The organism is Anaerozeibacter quisquiliarum, from assembly GCF_051162045.1.
Classification (GTDB): Bacteria; Bacillota; Clostridia; order Christensenellales; family Aristaeellaceae; genus Anaerozeibacter; species Anaerozeibacter quisquiliarum.
In genome coordinates this window covers 59344-77500 of the sequence record NZ_JBISDI010000015.1, presented here as the reverse complement: position 1 = coordinate 77500, position 18157 = coordinate 59344, and the positions used below count along the sequence as shown (strand labels likewise).

Annotated in this window: 17 protein-coding genes, 1 other RNA gene and 2 pseudogenes; 10 read left to right on the top strand and 10 right to left on the bottom strand. The window is 63.2% G+C overall.

The annotated features are described in order from the left end of the window. Positions 1-197 (bottom strand): hypothetical protein (locus ACH6CV_RS08670; protein WP_456357780.1); only part of this gene is annotated, 197 nt, incomplete at its 3' end. Then, positions 194-910 carry an ABC transporter ATP-binding protein gene (locus ACH6CV_RS08665; protein ID WP_456357779.1) on the bottom strand — a complete coding sequence of 239 codons (717 nt, stop codon included), beginning with the start codon at positions 908-910 and terminating at the stop codon, positions 194-196. The genes ACH6CV_RS08665 and ACH6CV_RS08670, both read right to left, overlap by 4 nt. A 201-nt stretch (positions 911-1111) precedes the next feature. On the opposite strand from ACH6CV_RS08665, the pseudogene ACH6CV_RS08660 reads away from it, so the two are divergent. Further along, positions 1112-1306 (top strand): annotated as a pseudogene (locus tag ACH6CV_RS08660) (transposase); the annotation flags it as partial. Between the two features lie 286 nt (positions 1307-1592). Here the strand turns inward: ACH6CV_RS08660 and ACH6CV_RS08655 are convergent. From ACH6CV_RS08655 to smpB, 4 genes and pseudogenes are all read right to left on the bottom strand, one after another. After that, positions 1593-2741, bottom strand: coding sequence for an acyltransferase family protein (locus tag ACH6CV_RS08655; RefSeq protein WP_456357778.1), 1149 nt, complete (start codon positions 2739-2741; stop codon positions 1593-1595). 131 nt (positions 2742-2872) lie between these two features. Continuing rightward, a pseudogene (locus ACH6CV_RS08650) lies at positions 2873-3202 on the bottom strand (transposase); the annotation flags it as partial. Between the two features lie 275 nt (positions 3203-3477). Next, positions 3478-3828: a transfer-messenger RNA gene (gene ssrA, locus ACH6CV_RS08645) on the bottom strand. Positions 3829-3879: 51 nt separating this feature from the next. Continuing rightward, on the bottom strand, positions 3880-4350 hold the full coding sequence (gene smpB, locus ACH6CV_RS08640) for an SsrA-binding protein SmpB (protein ID WP_456357777.1): 471 nt from the start codon (positions 4348-4350) through the stop codon (positions 3880-3882). A 135-nt stretch (positions 4351-4485) separates the two neighbouring features. Here smpB and ACH6CV_RS08635 point away from each other — a divergent pair, with 135 nt between their 5' ends. From ACH6CV_RS08635 to ACH6CV_RS08595, 9 genes are all read left to right on the top strand, one after another. After that, a complete protein-coding gene (locus ACH6CV_RS08635; protein WP_456357776.1) occupies positions 4486-5454 on the top strand; it encodes an ABC transporter substrate-binding protein in 969 nt (322 codons plus the stop codon). A gap of 1 nt (position 5455) precedes the next feature. Further along, positions 5456-6895 (top strand): histidine kinase, encoded by a 1440-nt coding sequence (locus ACH6CV_RS08630; protein ID WP_456357775.1) that lies wholly within the window; start codon positions 5456-5458, stop codon positions 6893-6895. Positions 6896-6899: 4 nt separating this feature from the next. Next, a complete protein-coding gene (locus ACH6CV_RS08625; RefSeq protein WP_456357774.1) occupies positions 6900-8492 on the top strand; it encodes a response regulator in 1593 nt (530 codons plus the stop codon). A gap of 178 nt (positions 8493-8670) precedes the next feature. Next, a complete protein-coding gene (locus ACH6CV_RS08620; protein WP_456357773.1) occupies positions 8671-9663 on the top strand; it encodes an ABC transporter substrate-binding protein in 993 nt (330 codons plus the stop codon). Between the two features lie 98 nt (positions 9664-9761). Beyond that, positions 9762-11249, top strand: a complete 1488-nt coding sequence (locus ACH6CV_RS08615; RefSeq protein ID WP_456357786.1) for a sugar ABC transporter ATP-binding protein — start codon at positions 9762-9764, stop codon at positions 11247-11249. Then, positions 11246-12328 (top strand): ABC transporter permease, encoded by a 1083-nt coding sequence (locus tag ACH6CV_RS08610; protein WP_456357772.1) that lies wholly within the window; start codon positions 11246-11248, stop codon positions 12326-12328. The genes ACH6CV_RS08615 and ACH6CV_RS08610 overlap by 4 nt, the downstream gene beginning before the upstream one ends. Beyond that, entirely contained in the window at positions 12318-13367 is a 1050-nt protein-coding gene (locus tag ACH6CV_RS08605) for an ABC transporter permease subunit (protein ID WP_456357771.1), read from the top strand. Before ACH6CV_RS08610 ends, ACH6CV_RS08605 begins: the two co-directional genes overlap by 11 nt. 99 nt (positions 13368-13466) lie before the next feature. Next, positions 13467-14393: a helix-turn-helix transcriptional regulator gene (locus ACH6CV_RS08600; protein WP_456357770.1), complete on the top strand. Its 927-nt coding sequence runs from the start codon at positions 13467-13469 to the stop codon at positions 14391-14393. Between the two features lie 68 nt (positions 14394-14461). Beyond that, positions 14462-14722: a zinc ribbon domain-containing protein gene (locus ACH6CV_RS08595; protein WP_456357769.1), complete on the top strand. Its 261-nt coding sequence runs from the start codon at positions 14462-14464 to the stop codon at positions 14720-14722. 49 nt (positions 14723-14771) lie between these two features. Here the strand turns inward: ACH6CV_RS08595 and ACH6CV_RS08590 are convergent, their stop codons facing one another. From ACH6CV_RS08590 to ACH6CV_RS08575, 4 genes are read right to left on the bottom strand one after another with little or no spacing between them, the layout of a single operon-like run. Continuing rightward, positions 14772-15206, bottom strand: coding sequence for a diacylglycerol kinase family protein (locus ACH6CV_RS08590; RefSeq protein WP_456357768.1), 435 nt, complete (start codon positions 15204-15206; stop codon positions 14772-14774). Beyond that, the gene (locus ACH6CV_RS08585) at positions 15203-16030 is read right to left on the bottom strand and encodes a phosphatase PAP2 family protein (RefSeq protein WP_456357767.1); all 828 of its coding nucleotides are present in this window, start codon (positions 16028-16030) and stop codon (positions 15203-15205) included. The genes ACH6CV_RS08590 and ACH6CV_RS08585 overlap by 4 nt, the downstream gene beginning before the upstream one ends. Further along, positions 16027-17568, bottom strand: coding sequence for a peptidoglycan-binding domain-containing protein (locus tag ACH6CV_RS08580; RefSeq protein ID WP_456357766.1), 1542 nt, complete (start codon positions 17566-17568; stop codon positions 16027-16029). The genes ACH6CV_RS08585 and ACH6CV_RS08580 overlap by 4 nt, the downstream gene beginning before the upstream one ends. Continuing rightward, positions 17568-18113, bottom strand: a complete 546-nt coding sequence (locus ACH6CV_RS08575; protein WP_456357765.1) for a hypothetical protein — start codon at positions 18111-18113, stop codon at positions 17568-17570. The genes ACH6CV_RS08580 and ACH6CV_RS08575 overlap by 1 nt, the downstream gene beginning before the upstream one ends. Positions 18114-18157 lie beyond the last annotated feature (44 nt).

Genomic DNA, 18157 nt, shown 5'->3' with positions numbered 1-18157 from the left:
TCCAGCAGGCGGTAGCCTTGCTTTTCGGGTTTCCCCTTGTTTTTCTTGTCCTTCTTGGAAAGCGCGGCCTCCGCCGTTATTTCCTCCGTTTGGGCGGGAGTTTTCCTCTTGGCCCGTGCGGGGACGGATTGAATGGGCAACGCCAGCAGGACGCCCAGAAGCAGCGCCAGCAGGCGGAACGGGAAGGTGCTTTTCATGACGATTGACTCTCCTTTACTACGTTGCTGATGATCTCTCCATCCTTAAGGGTCACGATGCGGTCGGCGTATTCGGTCAATTCCGGATCGTGGGTGACGAGGATGATGGTTTCCCCATAGCGGTGAGCGAAGGAACGAATCATCCCGATGATCTCGATGGTGGTTTTGGTGTCTAGGTTGCCGGTGGGTTCGTCGGCGAAGACTACGGACGGATGGGCGATGAACGCCCGGGCGATGCCCACCCGCTGCTGCTGGCCGCCGGACATCTGCCCGGGGTAATGGGAAAGCCTGTGCGCCAGACCCACTCGCTTAAGCATCCGCATCGCGGCCTGTTCCCGGTTTTCCCGGGGCACACCGTGAAACAGGAGCGGCATGGCCACGTTTTCCGTAGCCGTGAGCGCGGGCAGCAGATTGTAGGACTGAAAGACAAACCCCAGATGCTCCTGGCGGAAAGCGGCCAATTCCTCCTCCTGCAATTGGGAGATGGGAACGCCGCCAATCCATACGCCGCCGCGGGTGGGCTTTTCCATCCCCGCCAGTTGGTTGAGCAGCGTGGATTTCCCGGAGCCGGAGGTGCCCAGGATCAGGCAGATTTCCCCTTTCATGATTTCCAGGTTGATTTTCTTCAGCGCCACCACCTGCTCGTCGCCCAGGGAATAGACCTTGCGCAGATCCCGGACCACCACCAGCGGCTTTTTTTGCGCGCTTTCCATGGGACGACCTCCCTTCCAATGCTTCGATTGTAGCGGACCGGGAGGCGGGATTCACCGTAAAAGGGCCGCAAAGATGCCAAAAAAGTGTCAAAAACTGCCGGCTGCGCGAAGCGCAATTCGGCGATCAACGCGCTGGCGCGAATCTCAGCGGTGCCGCCGGGGGGCTATGCCAAAACAGGGGACAAAGGGATCAGGAAGGTCATTGAGCGCATCAACCGGGAGATTCGGCGGCGTACTCGGGTGGTCGGCGCCTTCCCGGACGAGAATTCAGCGCTGATGCTCGTCTGCGCCCGTCTTCGTCACGTGGTAAGCACCGCTTGGGGTACGAAGCGCTACATGAGTGTGAAACACCTGGACGTCGCCGAATCCCCAGAGTCGGATTCCGTCGCCGGTTAGCTACCGGCTACCAAACGGCAAATCCTTTTTGCGAAGGACCCTTGACAGTACCCACATCGCCGAGCACATGCGCCGGCTTTACGATCAGTTCGCTCGGTCCGCTGGCCATGGTCTGCCTCCTTCGCATGAAAAGGCGACATCCGCCGCCATAAAAAAGGCGTCAGCCGGTTGGCTGACGCCTTGGGTGTGATTGCGCCGACACCCCTGAGCAAGGGTGGCTTGCGCGAGTTCATCCTACTCGTCCAAATCCAAGGGATCGGAGCACCAGCACTTTTCATACTTCATTTTATGCCGCCTCCCCAATCGCTCTGATTCTACGAACATGGTTGTAAAATCGGACGATCCCATCAGTACAAACTGTCCCCAAAACAAACAACGCGAAGCAGCCCCAAAACCCCATAGGCTGATACTTGTTCAGCCCAAGCGTCAAAAAGAAGAAAATCTGGTGTACAACATAGTATTTGGAAATGTGCTTGCTGATGTACATAAGCTGCCGATCTACAAAGCCACTTATTTGCCCTTGGGCAAAAAACAGGGCTCCCGCAAGCAATATGACGCAAGCGGTGTTTGCGATTGTCCGCATGAAATCAGGCCGGGTATAGGTCAAGCCGATGTAGTCATACAAAGCGTCAAAGCCCTTGTGTTTCAGAAACACCCAGATCGAAAAAATGGCAAGAACCACAATTGAAAGGCAACAAACAATCGCGTAAAATCTTTTCTTGTCGGTCACTTTTCTCAATATGTCGCCAAACACAAGCCCGAAAAATGCATAGGGCAAGAAATTCAGAATGCTGAAAGACGCATATGGTGTGCCGCCGAATATGGCCCCAAGAATATAGTCGAATACCACATTTCCCACACTTAGCCCGACCCAGCTTGGAGAGAACAAATTGATCAAAAGACCAAGAACGACGTACAGCCAAACCGGCATGTTTATTTTCCGTAGAAGCGCCAAGATTAGGTATATGCCACCCGCTAAAAAGAAGATGTTGATGTAAAAGAGAAGCAGTTTGGCCATAGAGACTACTGCCTCTTTCGAACTCGACATCTCCGTGAAGAATTGCAAAATGCAATATGGAAGAACCAGTGCCGCAACACAAGCGATATTGGCCAGATACTGATAGCCTATCAGCCTCAAGCCGGAAATAACCATGTCCCTGATTCCCGCACGGCTGTACTTCGTTCCAAGCCCCATCACAAAAATAAAAATGGACGCGCCCGTCATGGTACAAATCATATAAATCAGCTTGTACGCATATGCTTCTTTGCCCATTCCCTTGCCAAAAACCTGAAAGGCATGAATGAATAGAATGGCAAACATGAACAGCCCTTTGCTGTAATCAAATTCTATTTGGCGTCCAGTATTCACATCATTCTTCGCGGTGATTGCGCGAAAAAAGCCATTCATAGCAAAGCCCTCATGCATAAAGCCCATTTGTTTGTCTCCTTAATGCCATACAAGGGAGACTACATAACGCATTGCCGGTACTGACAACTTCAAAATAGTTCTCCTTGCCGTATGATAACCGCATCATATTGGATTGTCAACCCAAAATCAGACAGAGATTATGAGGGAAAGGTTTTCTTGAACTCCGCCGGTGACAGGCAGCCCAGCGTGCCGTGCAGGCGGACGTTGTTGAACCAGTGCACGTAGTCAGCCAGTTCCAACTAAAGCTGATCGAGCGTGTCAAAGCGGCGGCAGGAGACGAACTCCGCCTTGATCCTCTTGAACGTCGATTCGGCCACCGCGTTGTCGTAGGGGCAGCCCTTCATGCTCAGGGAGCGGTTGATCTGGAAGCTCTCAAGCAATTCGTCGATCAGGGCGTTGCCGAATTCGCTGCCCCGGTCGGTATGGAACAAGCACAACTCGGTGGTCGAACGAGCAGCTGTGTTGGAACGCGATATGGAAACCGTATTCCGGCTAATCGACGATATGAAAGGAGAAAGAGCATGAACCAGAATCGATTTTTGAGCAAGGTGACCTTGGCGGCTATCGGTGCGCAGGTCGTGAGCCTGTTGATCCTGATGGGCGTGATCGACACCGGCGCGGGCAGCGCAATCAACGGCGTGATGTGCGTTGGGTGGGCGCATTTCTCCCCTAAGTGGGTGGGAAAGTGGGTGGAAAGAAAAAAGGAAAGCGCCGTAGAACCCTTATTCTACGGCACTCCTTGTGGTGGAGGCGAGGGGAGTCGAACCCCTGTCCGAAAACCCTGGAACCCAAGCATCTCCGAGCGCAGTCCGCGATTTGACATTCCCTCCGCCCAGCGCCCACGGACGGGCTCAGGGTTTCAGTAGCTTCATAAAATCCCACTTGCGGCAAAGCTTAGGCAAGCTGGTTCCCCGCCTTGATGACGCCGGATTGCTACGCCGCGGGAGGCTTAGGTCCGACGAGCAGCCTTAAGCGGCCGCTAGAACAAAGTTATCTTCGTTCGCAATTATTGTTTTTCCCCGTTTTATGGCGGTCAGGGGCCGCCGCTCGCTTCTCAAATCCCGCAGATCCCCGTCGAAACCAGTACGCCCCCATGATGGGTTTGCCGGTCGTGATCGCGTCCGTTCCTTGGACGCGCGGTCGGTCAGTAGCGTTCCTTCATACTGCGCATGCTGCGCTCCATGTCGCGCTCGGCGTCGCGCTTGGCCAGGTCGTCGCGCTTGTCGTAGAGCTTTTTGCCCTTGCAGATTGCAAGCTCCAGCTTGATCCTGCCGTCCTTGAAGTACAGCGACAGCGGAATCAGCGTCAGCCCCTTTTGCATCACCGCCTGGTCAAGCTTGCGTATCTCGGCCTTGTGCATCAAGAGCCGCTTGGGCCTAAGCGGGTTCACGTTGTAGATGTTGCCCTTTTCGTAGGGGCTGATGTGCATCCCCTCCGCAAACAGCTCGCCGCCGCGCACCTGCGCGAAGGAGTCCTTCAGGTTGACCTGACCGAGGCGAATCGATTTGACCTCGGTGCCGTGCAACTCCAGCCCGGCCTCGTAGGTCTCTTCCACGAAGTAGTCATGCCGCGCCTTCCGGTTCTGCGCAATCACCTTGACGCCCTTCTGCGGCATGAACGTCCCCCCGCTTCCGTCGATACAGATTTAGTATAGCACGAGACGGGCGATTTGTCTACCGTTTGTGGTTTGACAAAGCCGCTTCATAAACTTATAATCTATGAAGGATACGACAGCGCGGGAGGGGACGGCGTGAAGCGGGCGATGCTGGCGGCGTTGCTGACGCTGCTCATGATGACGGCCGGTTGCGCGGGCGGTGCGCCGGCGCCCGAGCCAAAAAATCAATCGGTGCTGCTGGGCTTTGCGCAGTTGGGCTCGGAGAGCGCCTGGCGGGTCGGCAACAGCGCCTCGATCAAGCAGGCCGCCGACGCGGCCGGCGTGCAGCTGATGTTCGAAAACGCCGAGCAGAAGCAGGAAAAGCAGATCAAGGCGCTGCGCTCGTTCATCGCCTATCAGGTGGACGTGATCGCATTCGCGCCGATCGTCGAGGACGGCTGGGACAATGTGCTGCTCGAGGCCAAGGCCGCGGGTATCCCGGTGCTGACCACCGACCGCATGATCGTGACCGAGCAGCAGGACCTGTACGCCGGCTTCGTCGGCTCGGACTTCTACCAGGAGGGCGTGCGGGCCGGGGAGTTCCTCATCAAGAAGACCGGGGGGCGCTCCTCGGTAAACATCGTCGAGATATCGGGTACGCTCGACTCCACGCCGATGCGCCAGCGCGCGCGCGGCTTCCGCGACGTGATTGCGGGCGATCCCCGCTTTCATATCGTGGACAGCCTGTCGGGCGATTTCTTGCGTTCGAAAGGCAAGGAGCGCATGGAGCAACTGCTCGATCGATACGAGAACATCGACGTGCTGTACTCCCACAACGACGGCATGACGCTGGGCGCGATCGAGGCGATCGAGGCGCGCGGGATAAGGCCTGGAACAGACATCGTAATCATCACCGTGGATGGCGAGCAGGCCGCGATCAACCTGTTGAAAGAGGGCAAAATCAACTGCGTGGTGGAGTGCACGCCGCTGATTGGGGACACCGTCATGCGCCTGGCCAAGCGGCTGGCCGCGGGGGAGACGATCCCGCGTATGACCTATTCCGATGAGCAGGTGTTTACCGAGTTTGACGGGAACCTCGACAGTCTGCCCGCGAGAGGGTACTAGCGTGGCCACCCGATTGGACCGGCTGCTGACGCGGCTCGGCGTGGGGGGCAGCATCGCCTCGCGCGTGCGGGTGTCGTTCGTGGTGCTGGGGGCGCTGCTGCTGATCCCGGCGGTGGTCAGCGTGATTATGATGACCCAGTACGCGCTGCGCTACCACGCGCTGATCAGCCAGGTGGAGCGCACGGCGGCGCTCAAGCCGCTCGTGGCCACCCGGATTCCCGAGGAGCTGTGGGAGGCGGTCGCGGGCAACCGGGCGTTCGCGGAAGGCGAGCAGTACCGGATCGTTGCGCGCGTGAACGCCGAGATGGAAGCGCTGATGCGCGCCGCGCCCGGCAACCAGAAGGAGCTTACGGTCGCCCGGCGGACGATGGACACGCTGGTGACCTACATCGACCGGATGGGCCGGCAGTTCGAGGACGGCCGGCCGGTCGCCGAGCAGGAGGCGACGCTCGAGGAAGTGCGCAGCGTGTCGGAACTGGTGGCTGACAAGCTGGAGGCCTACGTCGACGCCGAGATCGGCGCGGCGGCCCACGTGAGCAACCAGTTGCGGCGCATGCTCGAGGGCGTGCTCACGTTAATCATCCTGCTGCTGATCGTCACCCTCGCGTTCTCGGCGTTCGCCCAGCGTTCGCTGTCGCGCGCGATCGGCGAGCCGATCGCCCAGCTCGAGAAGTTCGCCGGCGCGCTGGCGGGCGGCGACTGGGACGCGCGCGCGCCCGAGACGCCGGTGACCGAGCTGCAAACGCTGACCTACAGCTTCAACACCATGGGCGTCAAGCTCGAGCGGCTGGTCGAGGAAAACCGGCGCGAGCAGGAGAATCTTAAGAAGAGCGAGCTGCGCGCGCTGCAGGCGCAAATCGCGCCGCACTTCCTCTACAACACGCTGGACGCCATCGTATGGCTGGCCGAGGCCAAGCGCTCGGACGAGGTGATCCACATCACCCGGGCGCTGTCCGACTTCTTCCGGATCTCGCTCAGCCAGGGCAAGGACTGGATCCCGCTTTCCGAGGAGGTCAAGCACCTGACCGGCTATCTGACGATCCAGAAGACGCGCTACCGCGACATCCTCGACTATACAATCGACATCCCGGAGGAACTTAACGGCTGTCAGGTGCTCAAGCTCCTCTTGCAGCCGCTGGTCGAGAACGCCATCTACCATGGCATCAAGCACCGGCGCGGGCGGGGACTGGTCACGGTCACCGGGCGCGCCGAGGGGGAATACCTGTGCCTCGCGGTGCGCGACGACGGCGCGGGCATGAGCGGCGAACGCCTGGAAGAAGTGCGCGCCGCGCTGTCGGGCGTGGGCGGCGACACGCCGGGCTACGGGCTGTTCAACGTAAACCAGCGCATCAAGCTGTACTACAACCAGACGCAGGGCGTCGAGATCGAAAGCGGCGAGCGCGGCACCGTGACGAAGCTGCGCGTACCAATGAGGAGTTGAGCCGATGTACAAGGTATTCCTGGTCGACGACGAGATTGTGGTGCGCGAGGGCATCCGGTCGAACTTCCCCTGGGACGATACGGAATTCGCGCTGGCGGGCGAAGCGCCCGACGGCGAGATCGCGCTCGCGATGCTGCAGGACATCAAGCCCGACATCCTGATTACCGACATCCGCATGCCGTTCATGGACGGGCTGCAATTATGCCGCACGGTCACGCGCACGATGCCCTGGATCTACGTGGTCATCCTGAGCGGTTACGACGACTTCGCCTATGCGCGCGAGGCCATATCGCTCGGCGTCAAGGAATACCTGCTCAAGCCCGTCAGCGGGCAGGAGCTGCTCGCGGTGCTCGAGCGCATCGCGGTGCGCATTCGCGAGGACAAGCGCCAGCAGGCCAATATGAAGGCCTTCCGCGAGCAGTTCGCCTCCAGCAGCCGATTTTTGAAGGAGAAGCTGCTGCTCGACCTGATCGCCGGCGTCGACGCGCAGGCGATCGAGGAGCGGGCGCGCGCGCTGCAGCTGAATCTGACGGCGCGCTGCTACTGCGTGATGCTGCTCGCGCCCCAGGTCCGGCTGAACGGCGGGGCCGAGCTGATGCCGGTGCAAAGCGTGCTGCACCGGCTGACCGACGGCAGCGGCGGCGCGGCGCATTTGTGCGGCGAGAGCGGCGGCACGTTCGCGCTGCTGGTGCTGGGCGACAACGCAAGCGACCTCGAGGAGCGCGCCTACGGCCTGGCGCAGGCGGCGCAGTACGACGTGGAGCGCAATACCGCCGTCCGGCTGCTGGTCGGCATCGGCGGGACCGCCGAGGCGCTGTCGGAGGTGCCCGCTTCGCTCAGGGACGCGCAGACGGTGCTGGAGCGCATGCGTGTGAACGGCGCGCACGCGCAGGCCCCCCGCATCATGGGCATGCAGGACGTGGTCGGCGAGGAGGCATTTTCGCTGCTCGACCTCGACGTGACGCCGATCGCCGAGCAGCTCAAGCATGCGGGGCTCGGCGACGTGAACGCCATCCTGACGCACTACGCCTCGGCGCTCGGCGAGGGCGCGGCGCAGTCGACGCTGATCGCCAACTACATGTTCGTGGACATCCTGCTGGCGGCGTCGCGTATGATTAAGGAAAGCGGCGGCGTGCCGCAGGAGGTGATCCCGGCGGCGTTCCGCACGCAGGCGGAGGGCGCGGCCGCGCTGCCGGCGCCCTCGGTGCTTAAGCTGGCGCGCGAGATGCTCGAGAAGGCGATCGAGTTCCGCGATTCGCAGGGTTCGGCGCGCTACGGCAGCGTGATCCGCAAGGCCAAGGCGCTGATCGCCGAGCGCTTCCATGATTCCAACCTGACGCTGTCCGACGTGGCCAGCCATGTGGCGCTGTCCAACAACCACTTCTGCACGGTGTTCTCGCAGGAGATGGGCGTGACCTTCACCGAGTACCTGACCGCCACCCGAATCGCGCGCGCGAAGGAACTGCTGTCCACCGCCATGCGCACCTCCGACGTGGCCTACGCCGTGGGCTACAACGACCCGCACTACTTCAGTTACCTGTTTAAGAAGAACACCGGGCTGTCGCCCAGGGACTATCGAAAGGAGGAGGGGCGCTGACCGGAAAATTTTAACGCTTTTTCGGAAGATAATCATTCGTCGCGGTTTGTACAAGATAATCTTCAAAACATTGCGCCTTATGTCGAGAAAACAGTTTCTTTTATTTTCCTGGCCAATTCCTTATAATCGGGGCATGCGGGGCAAAGATGCTCCCAAATCGACAGAGGAGGGTTTCACCATGAAGAAACTGTTGTCCCTGACGCTGACCCTGATTTTGATGCTGGGCATGGCCGCGAGCGCGAGCGCGCTGACCGTGGCCTTCTCGCAGGTGGGCCAGGAGTCCGACTGGCGCACCGCCAACACCGACAGCGTCAAGGCCGCGATTGCGGCCGAGGGCTGGGAGTTGGTGTACGACGACGCGCAGCAGCAGCAGCCCAACCAGGTCAAGGCGCTGCGTAACTTCATCTCCCAGGGCGTCGACTACATCCTGTTCACCGGCGTCGTAAACACCGGCTGGGACGACGTGCTCAAGGAAGTCAACGAGGCCGAAATCCCGCTCGTGCTGCTCGACCGCCTGCCCGACTGCATCGACAAGATCGACTACGTGGCCGCGTTCGGCGGCGACTTTGTCGAGGAAGGCCGCCGGATGGCGACCTGGATCGTCAACTATCTGGACAAGATCGGCCGCGGCGCCGAGGAGGTCAATGTGGTCATTCTCGAAGGCACCACCGGCTCCTCCGCCGCCATCGACCGCCAGACCGGCATCATGGAAGTGCTTGCGAATCACCCGAACCTGAAGGTGGTCGCCAGCCAGACCGGCAACTTTACCCGCGCCGAAGGCCAGCCCGTCATGGAGAGCTTCCTCAAGTCCATCGACAAGATCGACGTGCTGCTTGCCCATAACGACGACATGGCGCTGGGTGCGATCGACGCCATCAAGGCCGCCGGCAAGGTGCCCGGCAAGGACATCATCATCGTGGGCTGCGACGCCCCCAAGGCCGCGTTTGACGCGATTGTCGCCGGCGAAATGAACGCCAGCATCGAGTGCACCCCGCTGTACGGCCCGTTCGTCACGCAGCTGATTAAGGACCTCGAGGGCGGCAAGACCTCCAACAAGCAGATCATTCATCCGGAAGAATTCTGCTACGACGCCGAGGGCGGCATCGCCTACACCGCGGACGGCAAGCTGTCGATCAAGGCCGCCGACGTCATCGCCGAGCGCAAGTATTAGCGCAGCACCGGGTTACAAGCTACGGCGGATGGGGGCGCTCGCCCTCATCCGCCCTTCGCAAACGGGGGGGATGGGTTTTGCAGGACATCATCTTGCAGATGAAGGGGATTGAGATCGAGTTCCCCGGCGTCAAGGCGCTGGACTCGGTCGACTTTACGCTGCGCAAGGGCGAGGTTCACGCGCTGCTCGGCGAGAACGGCGCGGGCAAGTCCACGCTGATTAAGTGTCTGACCGGCGTGCACCACATGGACGCGGGCGAAATTCTGCTGGAAGGCAGAAAGGTAAAGCCCACCTCGCCGCAGGCCGCGATGGACATGGGCATCTCGACCGTGTACCAGGAGATCAACCTGTGCCCCAACCTGACGGTGGCGGAGAACATATTCGTCGGCCGCCAGCCGATGCGCGGATGGCAGATCGACTGGCGCGAGATCAACCGGCGCGCCGGGGAACTGATGGCGCGCATGGGTCTTGCGATCGACGTGACCCGCCCGCTGTCGCTCTACTCGACCGCCGTGCAGCAAATGGTGTCGATCGCGCGCGCGGTCGACGTCAAGGCCAAGCTTCTGATCCTGGACGAGCCCACCTCCTCGCTCGACGAGCGCGAGGTGGAGCAGCTGTTTCGCGTGGTGCGGGGCCTCAAGGCGCAGGGATTGGGCATCATCTTCATCACCCACTTCCTCGACCAGGTGTTCGCCATTTCCGACCGCATGACCGTGCTGCGCAACGGCCGGCTGGTCGGCGAGTTTCGGGCGGAGGGGATAAGCAAGCTCGACCTCGTCACCCGCATGATCGGCAAGGACATGGACGAGATTTTCAACCTCAAGCGCGCGGCCAAGAAAGCGAACGCGCGCGCGATACTCGAGGCCGCGCACATCGGCGTGCCGGGCAAGGTCGAGGACATCTCGCTGACGGTGAACGAGGGCGAACTCGTGGGCTTCGCGGGCTTGCTCGGCTCCGGCCGCACCGAGACCGCCGAGATGCTGTTCGGCGTGACCCGTCCGGCGCGCGGCACGGTCAAGGTCAACGGCGAGACGGTGGGGCTCAGGATACCGCTCGATGCGATCAACCGCAAGATGGCGTTCTGCCCCGAGGACCGCAAGCGCGACGGCGTCATCGGCGATCTGTCGGTTCGCGAGAACATCTGCCTGGCGGTGCAGGCCAAGCGCGGCTTCATGAAGCCGATGCCGCTCCGGGAGCAGCAGGCGCTGGCCGAGCGGTACATCCGGCTTTTGTCGATCGCCACGCCCGACGCCGAGAAGAAGGTGGGCGAACTGTCGGGCGGCAACCAGCAGAAGGTGATCCTGGCGCGCTGGCTGGCCACCGAGCCCGACGTGCTGATCCTCGACGAGCCGACGCGCGGCATCGACGTGGGCGCGAAGGCCGAGATCCAGCGGCTGATGCTGGAAATGTGCGAGCGCGGCATTGCGGTGATCTTCATCAGTTCCGAACTCGACGAAATCATCCGCTGCAGCAACCGCATCGTGGTCATGCGCGACGGCGCGAAGGCCGGCGAGGTGGACGGCGAGGACTGTACCCAGGCGGACATCCTGCACATCATCGCGGGCGAAGGGGGGGAGATCGCGTGAAGCGCAAGTCGGTCATAGAGCGCGTCTTCCGCTCCAAGCTGACCTGGGCCGTCATCGCCGAGGGGCTGATCCTGCTCACCTGCCTGATCATCCGGCCCGACTTCTTCCGCATCGAGTACAACGCCACGACCGGCATGCTCTACGGCTCGCTGGTGGACATCGTCAACCGCTCCGCCGAGATCACGATCATCGCGATGGGCATGACGCTGGTCATCGCGCTTGGCGGCACCGACCTGTCCGTCGGCGCGCTGGTCGCGGTGGCGGGCGCGTTCGCGCTCAAATTCCTGCGCTGGGACGTGAACCAGTACCCGACGCCCGGCGATTACACGGTCATGCCCTTCGTGCTGGTGGTCGCCGTGCCGCTCGTAGCCTGCCTCGTCATGGGCGCGTTCAACGGTCTGCTGATTTCAAAGCTCGGCATGCAGCCGATCATCGCCACGCTGGTCTTGATGGTGGCCGGGCGCGGCATCGCGCAAATCGCCACCGACGGCAAGCAGTTCACCACGCTGTACGCGCCGTTCCGCGTGATCGGGCAGGGCAGCCTGTTCGCGCTGCCGATGCCGATCATCATCAGCGCCGTCGTGGTTCTGGGGGTGGCGCTGTTCACGCGCAAGACCTCGTTCGGCATGTTCGTGGAGTCGGTGGGCATCAACCGCAGCGCCAGCCGGGTGTCGGGGCTGCGCTCCGACCGCATCATCATGATCGTGTATATCTTAACCGGCTTCCTGTCGGGCATCGCGGGGCTGATCTACTCCAGCCGCATCTCGTCCTGCGACTCCAACAACGCCGGGCTCAACTACGAGATGGACGCCATCTTGGCGGTGGTCATCGGCGGCACCAACATGTCCGGCGGCAAGTTCAGCCTGGCCGGCACGGTCGTCGGCTCGCTGATAATCCGCACGATCGTCACGCTGGTGTATTACTTCGGCGTGGCCGCCGAGTCGATCATGGCGTTCAAGGCGCTGATTATCGCGGTGGTCATCGTGCTGCAATCCGAGCCCGTGCGCCGGGCGCTGAGCCGGGCATTGGGCCGGCGCTCCAAGGCCCGCGCGATAGGGGGGAACGTCCATGCGCAATGAAAAAACGAAGAGCCGGGGGCTGATCGCCGGCCTCACCAACCCCAAGTATTTGATGGTGTTCGCCACGGTGGGCATCTTCCTGCTGATCTACCTGGCGGGCGCGCTGGCTTACGGCGACAAGGGCTTCACGACCCTGCGCACCTTTATGCTGATGTTCATTGACAATGCCTACATCGGTATCTCGGCGGTGGGCATGACGATGGTGCTGATTACGGGCGGCATCGACCTCTCCGTCGGCGCGGTGGCCTCGCTGACCGGCATGTTCATCGCCTACGGCACATCGGTACTGGGCATCGACCCGCTGCTCTGCATCGCGTTTTCGCTGGTTGTGGGCGTGGGGCTGGGCCTCTTGATGGGCGCGACAATCCAATACCTGAACGTGCCGCCGTTCATCACCACGCTGACCGGCATGTTCCTGGCGCGCGGCGTATGCTCGCTGATCAGCCGCGAGTCGATCTCGATTGGAAGCGAGATGATCGACAGCCTGGCCGGCTGGAAGTGGTACTTCCAGGTGTTTCGGGACGGCGAATGGGTCAAGCTCAAGCCGGTGGCCTACGTCAACCTGAACGTGCTGCTGTTCATCGGCATGATCGTGATCGGCACGATCATTTTGCAGAAGACCCGGTTCGGCCGCAACGTGTACGCGATCGGCGGCAACGAACAGTCGGCCAGGCTCATGGGCCTGCCGGTCGGGCGCACCAAGGTGCTGGTGTACGGCTTCAACGGATTTTGCTCCGTGCTGGCGGGCGTGGCCTACGTGCTGTACGTAAAATCCGGCTGGAACCTGGCGCTGGCGGGCGCGGAGCTCGACGTGATCTCGTCCGCGGTCATCGGCGGCGTGCTGCTGACCGGCGGCGTGGGCTACATGATCGGCACGATGTTCGGCGTCATGCTCAAGGCCACGATCCCCGCGCTGATCACCTTCAACGGCAACCTGAACAGTTGGTGGGCCAAGATCGTGATCGGAGCGCTGCTGCTGCTGTTCATCGGCATCCAGCGCGCGGTGGTCGCTCAATCGGCCAGGCGCAAGGGCGACTAGGCTTTTTAAGCACACCGACGCCCGCCCGTTCCGCAATCGCGGGACGGGCGAGCGCCTTGCGTTTGTGGTAGAATCTCGACAGGTGGGGGTGGGATCGGCATGTCGATCGCGCGGCAGTTCCAGATGGTGTACGAGCTGATGGGTGGCGGGATGCTCAGCGCGCCGGAGTTGGCGCGGCGGCTGGAGGTATCGGTGCGCACGGTGTACCGCGACGTGGAGGCGTTGAGCGGCGCGGGCATACCGGTGTACGCGCAGGCGGGGCACGGCGGCGGCATTGGGCTGATGGCCGGGTACACGCTCGACAAGTCGCTGCTCAGCGAATCGGAACGGCAGCGGCTGTGGCTGGCGCTCAAGAGCGTGTCGGCCGCGCGGCCCGAAGAGATGTCGGCGCTTATCAAGAAACTGGGCGCGCCGATGGGGGAGACCGACGTCGATTGGCTGTCGGTCGACTTCTCGCGCTGGGGCAGCGAGGCTCGCGACGCGGAGAAGTTCGACGCCGTCGTGCGCGCGCTTTCGCAGAAGCTTACGCTGACGTTCGATTATGCCGCCAGTTCCGGCGACGTCGAGCGGCGCACCGTCAGTCCCTCGCGGCTGATGTACAAGTCGCAGGCGTGGTACCTGGAAGCCTTTTGCGCGACGCGACGGGACTGGCGGCTGTTCAAGCTGCACCGCATGCGGGGCGTCGAGCTGGGCGCGGCGAGCGGGCCGCTGCCGCCCCGCCCGCAGACCGCGGCGGAGCCCGGCGTCCGCCTCGGTTCGGCGGAGAAGGTGGTGCTGTTGTTCGCGCCCCGGCTGGCCTACCGCGTGTACGACGAGTTCGACGAGGGATGCGTCGAGGTGCTGGACGACGGCACGCTGCGCGTCACCGCGCATATGCCGGCCGGGACGTGGCTTATGTCGCACGTGCTGTCGTTCGGGGCCGGGGTCGAGCTGCTCGAACCTATGTGGATGCGCCTGCTGCTGCGCGAGGCGGCGAAAAATGTGTGGGCGATGTATCAGGGGAACGATGATTCATCGTTTTCCTGAAAAGCTGACATGCCGTGTCAGGGTATGCGCGGTATAATGGGGGCACCAAATGAGAGGGGGACATATCCATGGAGATGCGCTTTTGTCAATCCTGCGGGATGCCGATCGACGACGCGACGCTGGGCACCGAGGCGGACGGCCGCCGGAGCGCGGATTTCTGCCACTACTGCTATCAGGCCGGTCAATTTACCTCCGACGTGACGATGGACGAGATGATCGAGTTCTGTGTGCCTCACATGGTGCAGGGCAACCCAGGCATGACCGAGGAGAAGGCGCGCGCCTCGATGCAGGGATTCTTCCCGATGCTTAAGCGGTGGGGGAAGCGCTGATCGATTGATGGGGTGGGATGCCAATCCCCCCTTGTGGGGGGGATTTGAGTCAGCGCTTGCGCAGGATGCAAACAAGGCTGAAGAGCGCGACCACGGCAAGCCCCGCGAGCGCGGGCAGGCGGCGCGACAGGGTGGCGAACACCTCCGCGCGCAGGAACACCACGCAGGCGACGGCGATCGCGCCGATCGCGCAACAAAGCACCGCCCCGGCCGCGACGTCCTTGGCGTCGCGGATCAGGGCGTTTTTCTTGGACTCCACGCGGTCGGCCAGCACCTCGAGCGCGGTGTTGAGCAACTCCGCGCCTACGACCAGCGCCGAGCACGAGATCAGCGCGGCCCAGGCCCAGGGCTCGACGCCGGAAAGGTGCGCCAGCGCGCACACCGCGCCCGCCGCCAGCAGGTGGATCTGCAAGTTGCGCTCGCTTTTAAGCGCCCGGCGCATGCCGCGCAGCGCGCAGGCGAAGCTGAACAGCAATTGCTTCACGATCCGCACCTCCCCATGAAGCCGGGCCGATCGGCCAATCGGCGCGCGACGCGGTAGGCCAACAGCGCGATCAGCGCGCCGGCGGCCACGTCCGACAGGAAGTGCGCGCCGGCTGCGATGCGCGACAGCATCACACAGACCGTCCACAGGCCACAGGTCGCCGGCACAATGCCTTGCCGACCGCGCAGCGCCGGGACGAAGGGTGCGAGCAGCATGGCGCAAACCGTCACCGCGGCGTCCGACGAATGGGCCGAGGGGAACGACTTGAACGCCTCGCCGAGCGCGCGGCCCGCCGGCCGGAACCAGGGCAGGAACGCCGCATTGTCGGCCAAAATCGTCCGGTAGCGAGGCCGGCCCCAGAGCAGCTTAATCAGCTGTACCGCCGCCTCCTGAAAGATCATGGTCAGCGCGATGACCAGCGCGGCCTTGGCCAGTGCGGCTGCATCGCCGCGCGCCCAGCGCCGGGCGGTCCGCCACAGCGGCAACGCCAGCACAAGGCCCAGCGGCGCCGCCCAGCGCAGCGGCAGGTTCAGCGCGATCAGCGCCAGGCCGGGCGCGAGCGCGCAGGCAAAAAGGCCCAGCGCAACCCATGCCGCGTCGGGCGCGCCGAACGCCCGTCCGCCCGAGCGGCGCACAGCCGCGAGCGCAAAGAACGAGAACGCCGCCAGCGCGTAGCTGGGAAACTGACCGAACGCCGCAAAAAAGCGCGCGAAAAGACTGTCCGGAGCGTGGAACGCCCGGGAGATGGGCAGGTCGAAGGCCGCGCCCAGCGCCATCAGGCCGATCAGCGTGCCGGGCAAAATGTACTTGCCGGCCGAGCTCATGGGTACGCTCCGCCTTGCACCGGGGCGGCCTCCGCCAGTTGTTCGGCCTCGTCGGGCTCGTTTGTGTAGTAGGTATTGACCATCTCCGTCCAGGCGGCGAGCGCCGCCGGCTGATGACTCAGGCTGGCCGTGGCGACCGATACGCATAGCTGGTGGCGGTCGTCGATGCGATTGGTGCCGTGGGTGCGGCTATTCAAAAAATGTACGCAGTGGTGGCCGGGGAAGGCGTTGTCCTTGATTACGCCGTTGCCGTGCGGCATGCAGTTCATCGACGCCGCGTAGCGGATAGCGCCGATCGTCACCCAGATCGGCCGGCGCATCCAGGTCCACGTGCCGCCCGCCGCTTGGCGGAACAGCTCGGTGTCGCCGGCCGTCAGCGGCTGCACGTCGGCGTGGTTGTAGCCGCCGCACCGCATGATCTGCCAGCTGATGCCGGTGGGCACGTCGGTGACCGTGGCGACCGTGCCGATCGCGAACACCCGGGCCACATCGCCCTCGAACCAGTCGACATTTCGAACCCCGCCCGGCAGCCGGGGCGCGTTTTCAGGCGTCGCGGCGAGGCTGCCCGCCGGCAATGCGCGCGCCTCACGCGAGAACAGCCGGCGCAGCGTCACCCGATCGGCTGCGCCGGTCTCGGGCAGCCGTTCGACCGACTGGTAGAGCATCACCGCCTGCGCCGTCAGGCTGTCGTAGCGGCCGGGCGCGGGATCTTTCAGGTAGCCCCGCGCGGCCAGGCGCGCTTGCAGCCGCGCGACCGCATCGCTTTTGTCGCCCATTTGCAGCATCGAAACCGTCAGCGGGCACGGCGGCGCGTCGGCGGCATACAAGCGCGCGTTGACCGCGTCGTCCAGGGCGAAGGCGTCGCCGAACCCCGCCTCGGCGCGGAAGCGCACCACCGCCTCGGCGGTCTGCGCGTCGAAGATGCCCGTGGGCCGGCCGTCGTAGTAGCCGAGCGCCTCGAGCCTTAACTGCAAATCCTCGATCGAGTCGCCGGGCACGTTCAGCCGGTAGCAACGCTCCTCGTCCATCGCCAGCGCGTCCGCCGGCACGCTGCCGGCGCGGCCTTCGAACCCCACGCGCGCCTGATCTTTGTCGATGCCGAACAGCAGCACCCGGTCGCCCGGCTCAAGCGCCTGCGGTTCGCCGCCCGCGCTCGGCGTAAACGTCGCATGGGTGACCGCGTACAGCGTGCGGCCGGTAAGCCCCGGGGTGGCGTCCCCGTCGAGCGCCAGACAGCCGCGATCGACGTAGCCGCGCCGCAGCCGGTACTCGACCTCGAACCAACCCTGGCCCATCGCGCATACCGCGATTTGCGTACCCGCCGGGAGCCGCGCCAGCACCGCTCCGCCCGGCGACTCGCACACGTCGGCGTCGCGCGTCAGCGTGCCCTCGCGCCGCGTCGGCGCTTCCGCGCGCCGGCCCGTCCCCAGCGTCGCGGGCAGCCCTCCGGCGTCGGCTTGCGCGGCGGCAAAGCTCCCCGGCGCCGTCAGCAGCGCGCAGAGCAATAAGGCCGGGATGCGCGTACGCAAACGCCTCATCAGATCGCGTCCCCCAGCGCCGTCAGCCAGCGCTGCAGCAGTGCCTTGACGGCGCGCGGCTCGATCGGCCTGAAATTCCACACAAAGTTGGCGTCGCCCCGGCGGCGGCCCGCGTCAAACAGCAGGTCGGTTCCCTTGTCGTGCTCGTACACGCAATTCATGCCCGACAGCAACTCGAGCTCGCCGTCCGTGCCGTCGGGGAAGTGCAAATGCAGCCTGTAGCCCTGCGCGCCGCGCTTGCCGAAGCCCAGGATGCCGCCCATGCCCTCCGAGGGAACGGTCACCTGCTCGGTTTGGATCGAGACGCCCGAATGAACCGATGCGGTGAAGTCGGCGTCCTCGCCCGGTGCGGGACCGGTGATGTATACAAATTGGTTGCCGCACAGCGCAATGCCGTGAAAGCCGCCGCCCACCTGGCAGTAGAGCGCGCGGTCGGACTTAAGCCCCATTTCGCGCAGGCGCTTGGCAAACGCCACCCGCTTGTCCTCGAGCAGGCGCAGGTTGTCCTTGCGCTGTCGTTCTTCCGGGCTGTCGAACCATCCCATCGATCTGTAGCCTCCTTTATGTGCGGTGCTTTGGAGCAATTATA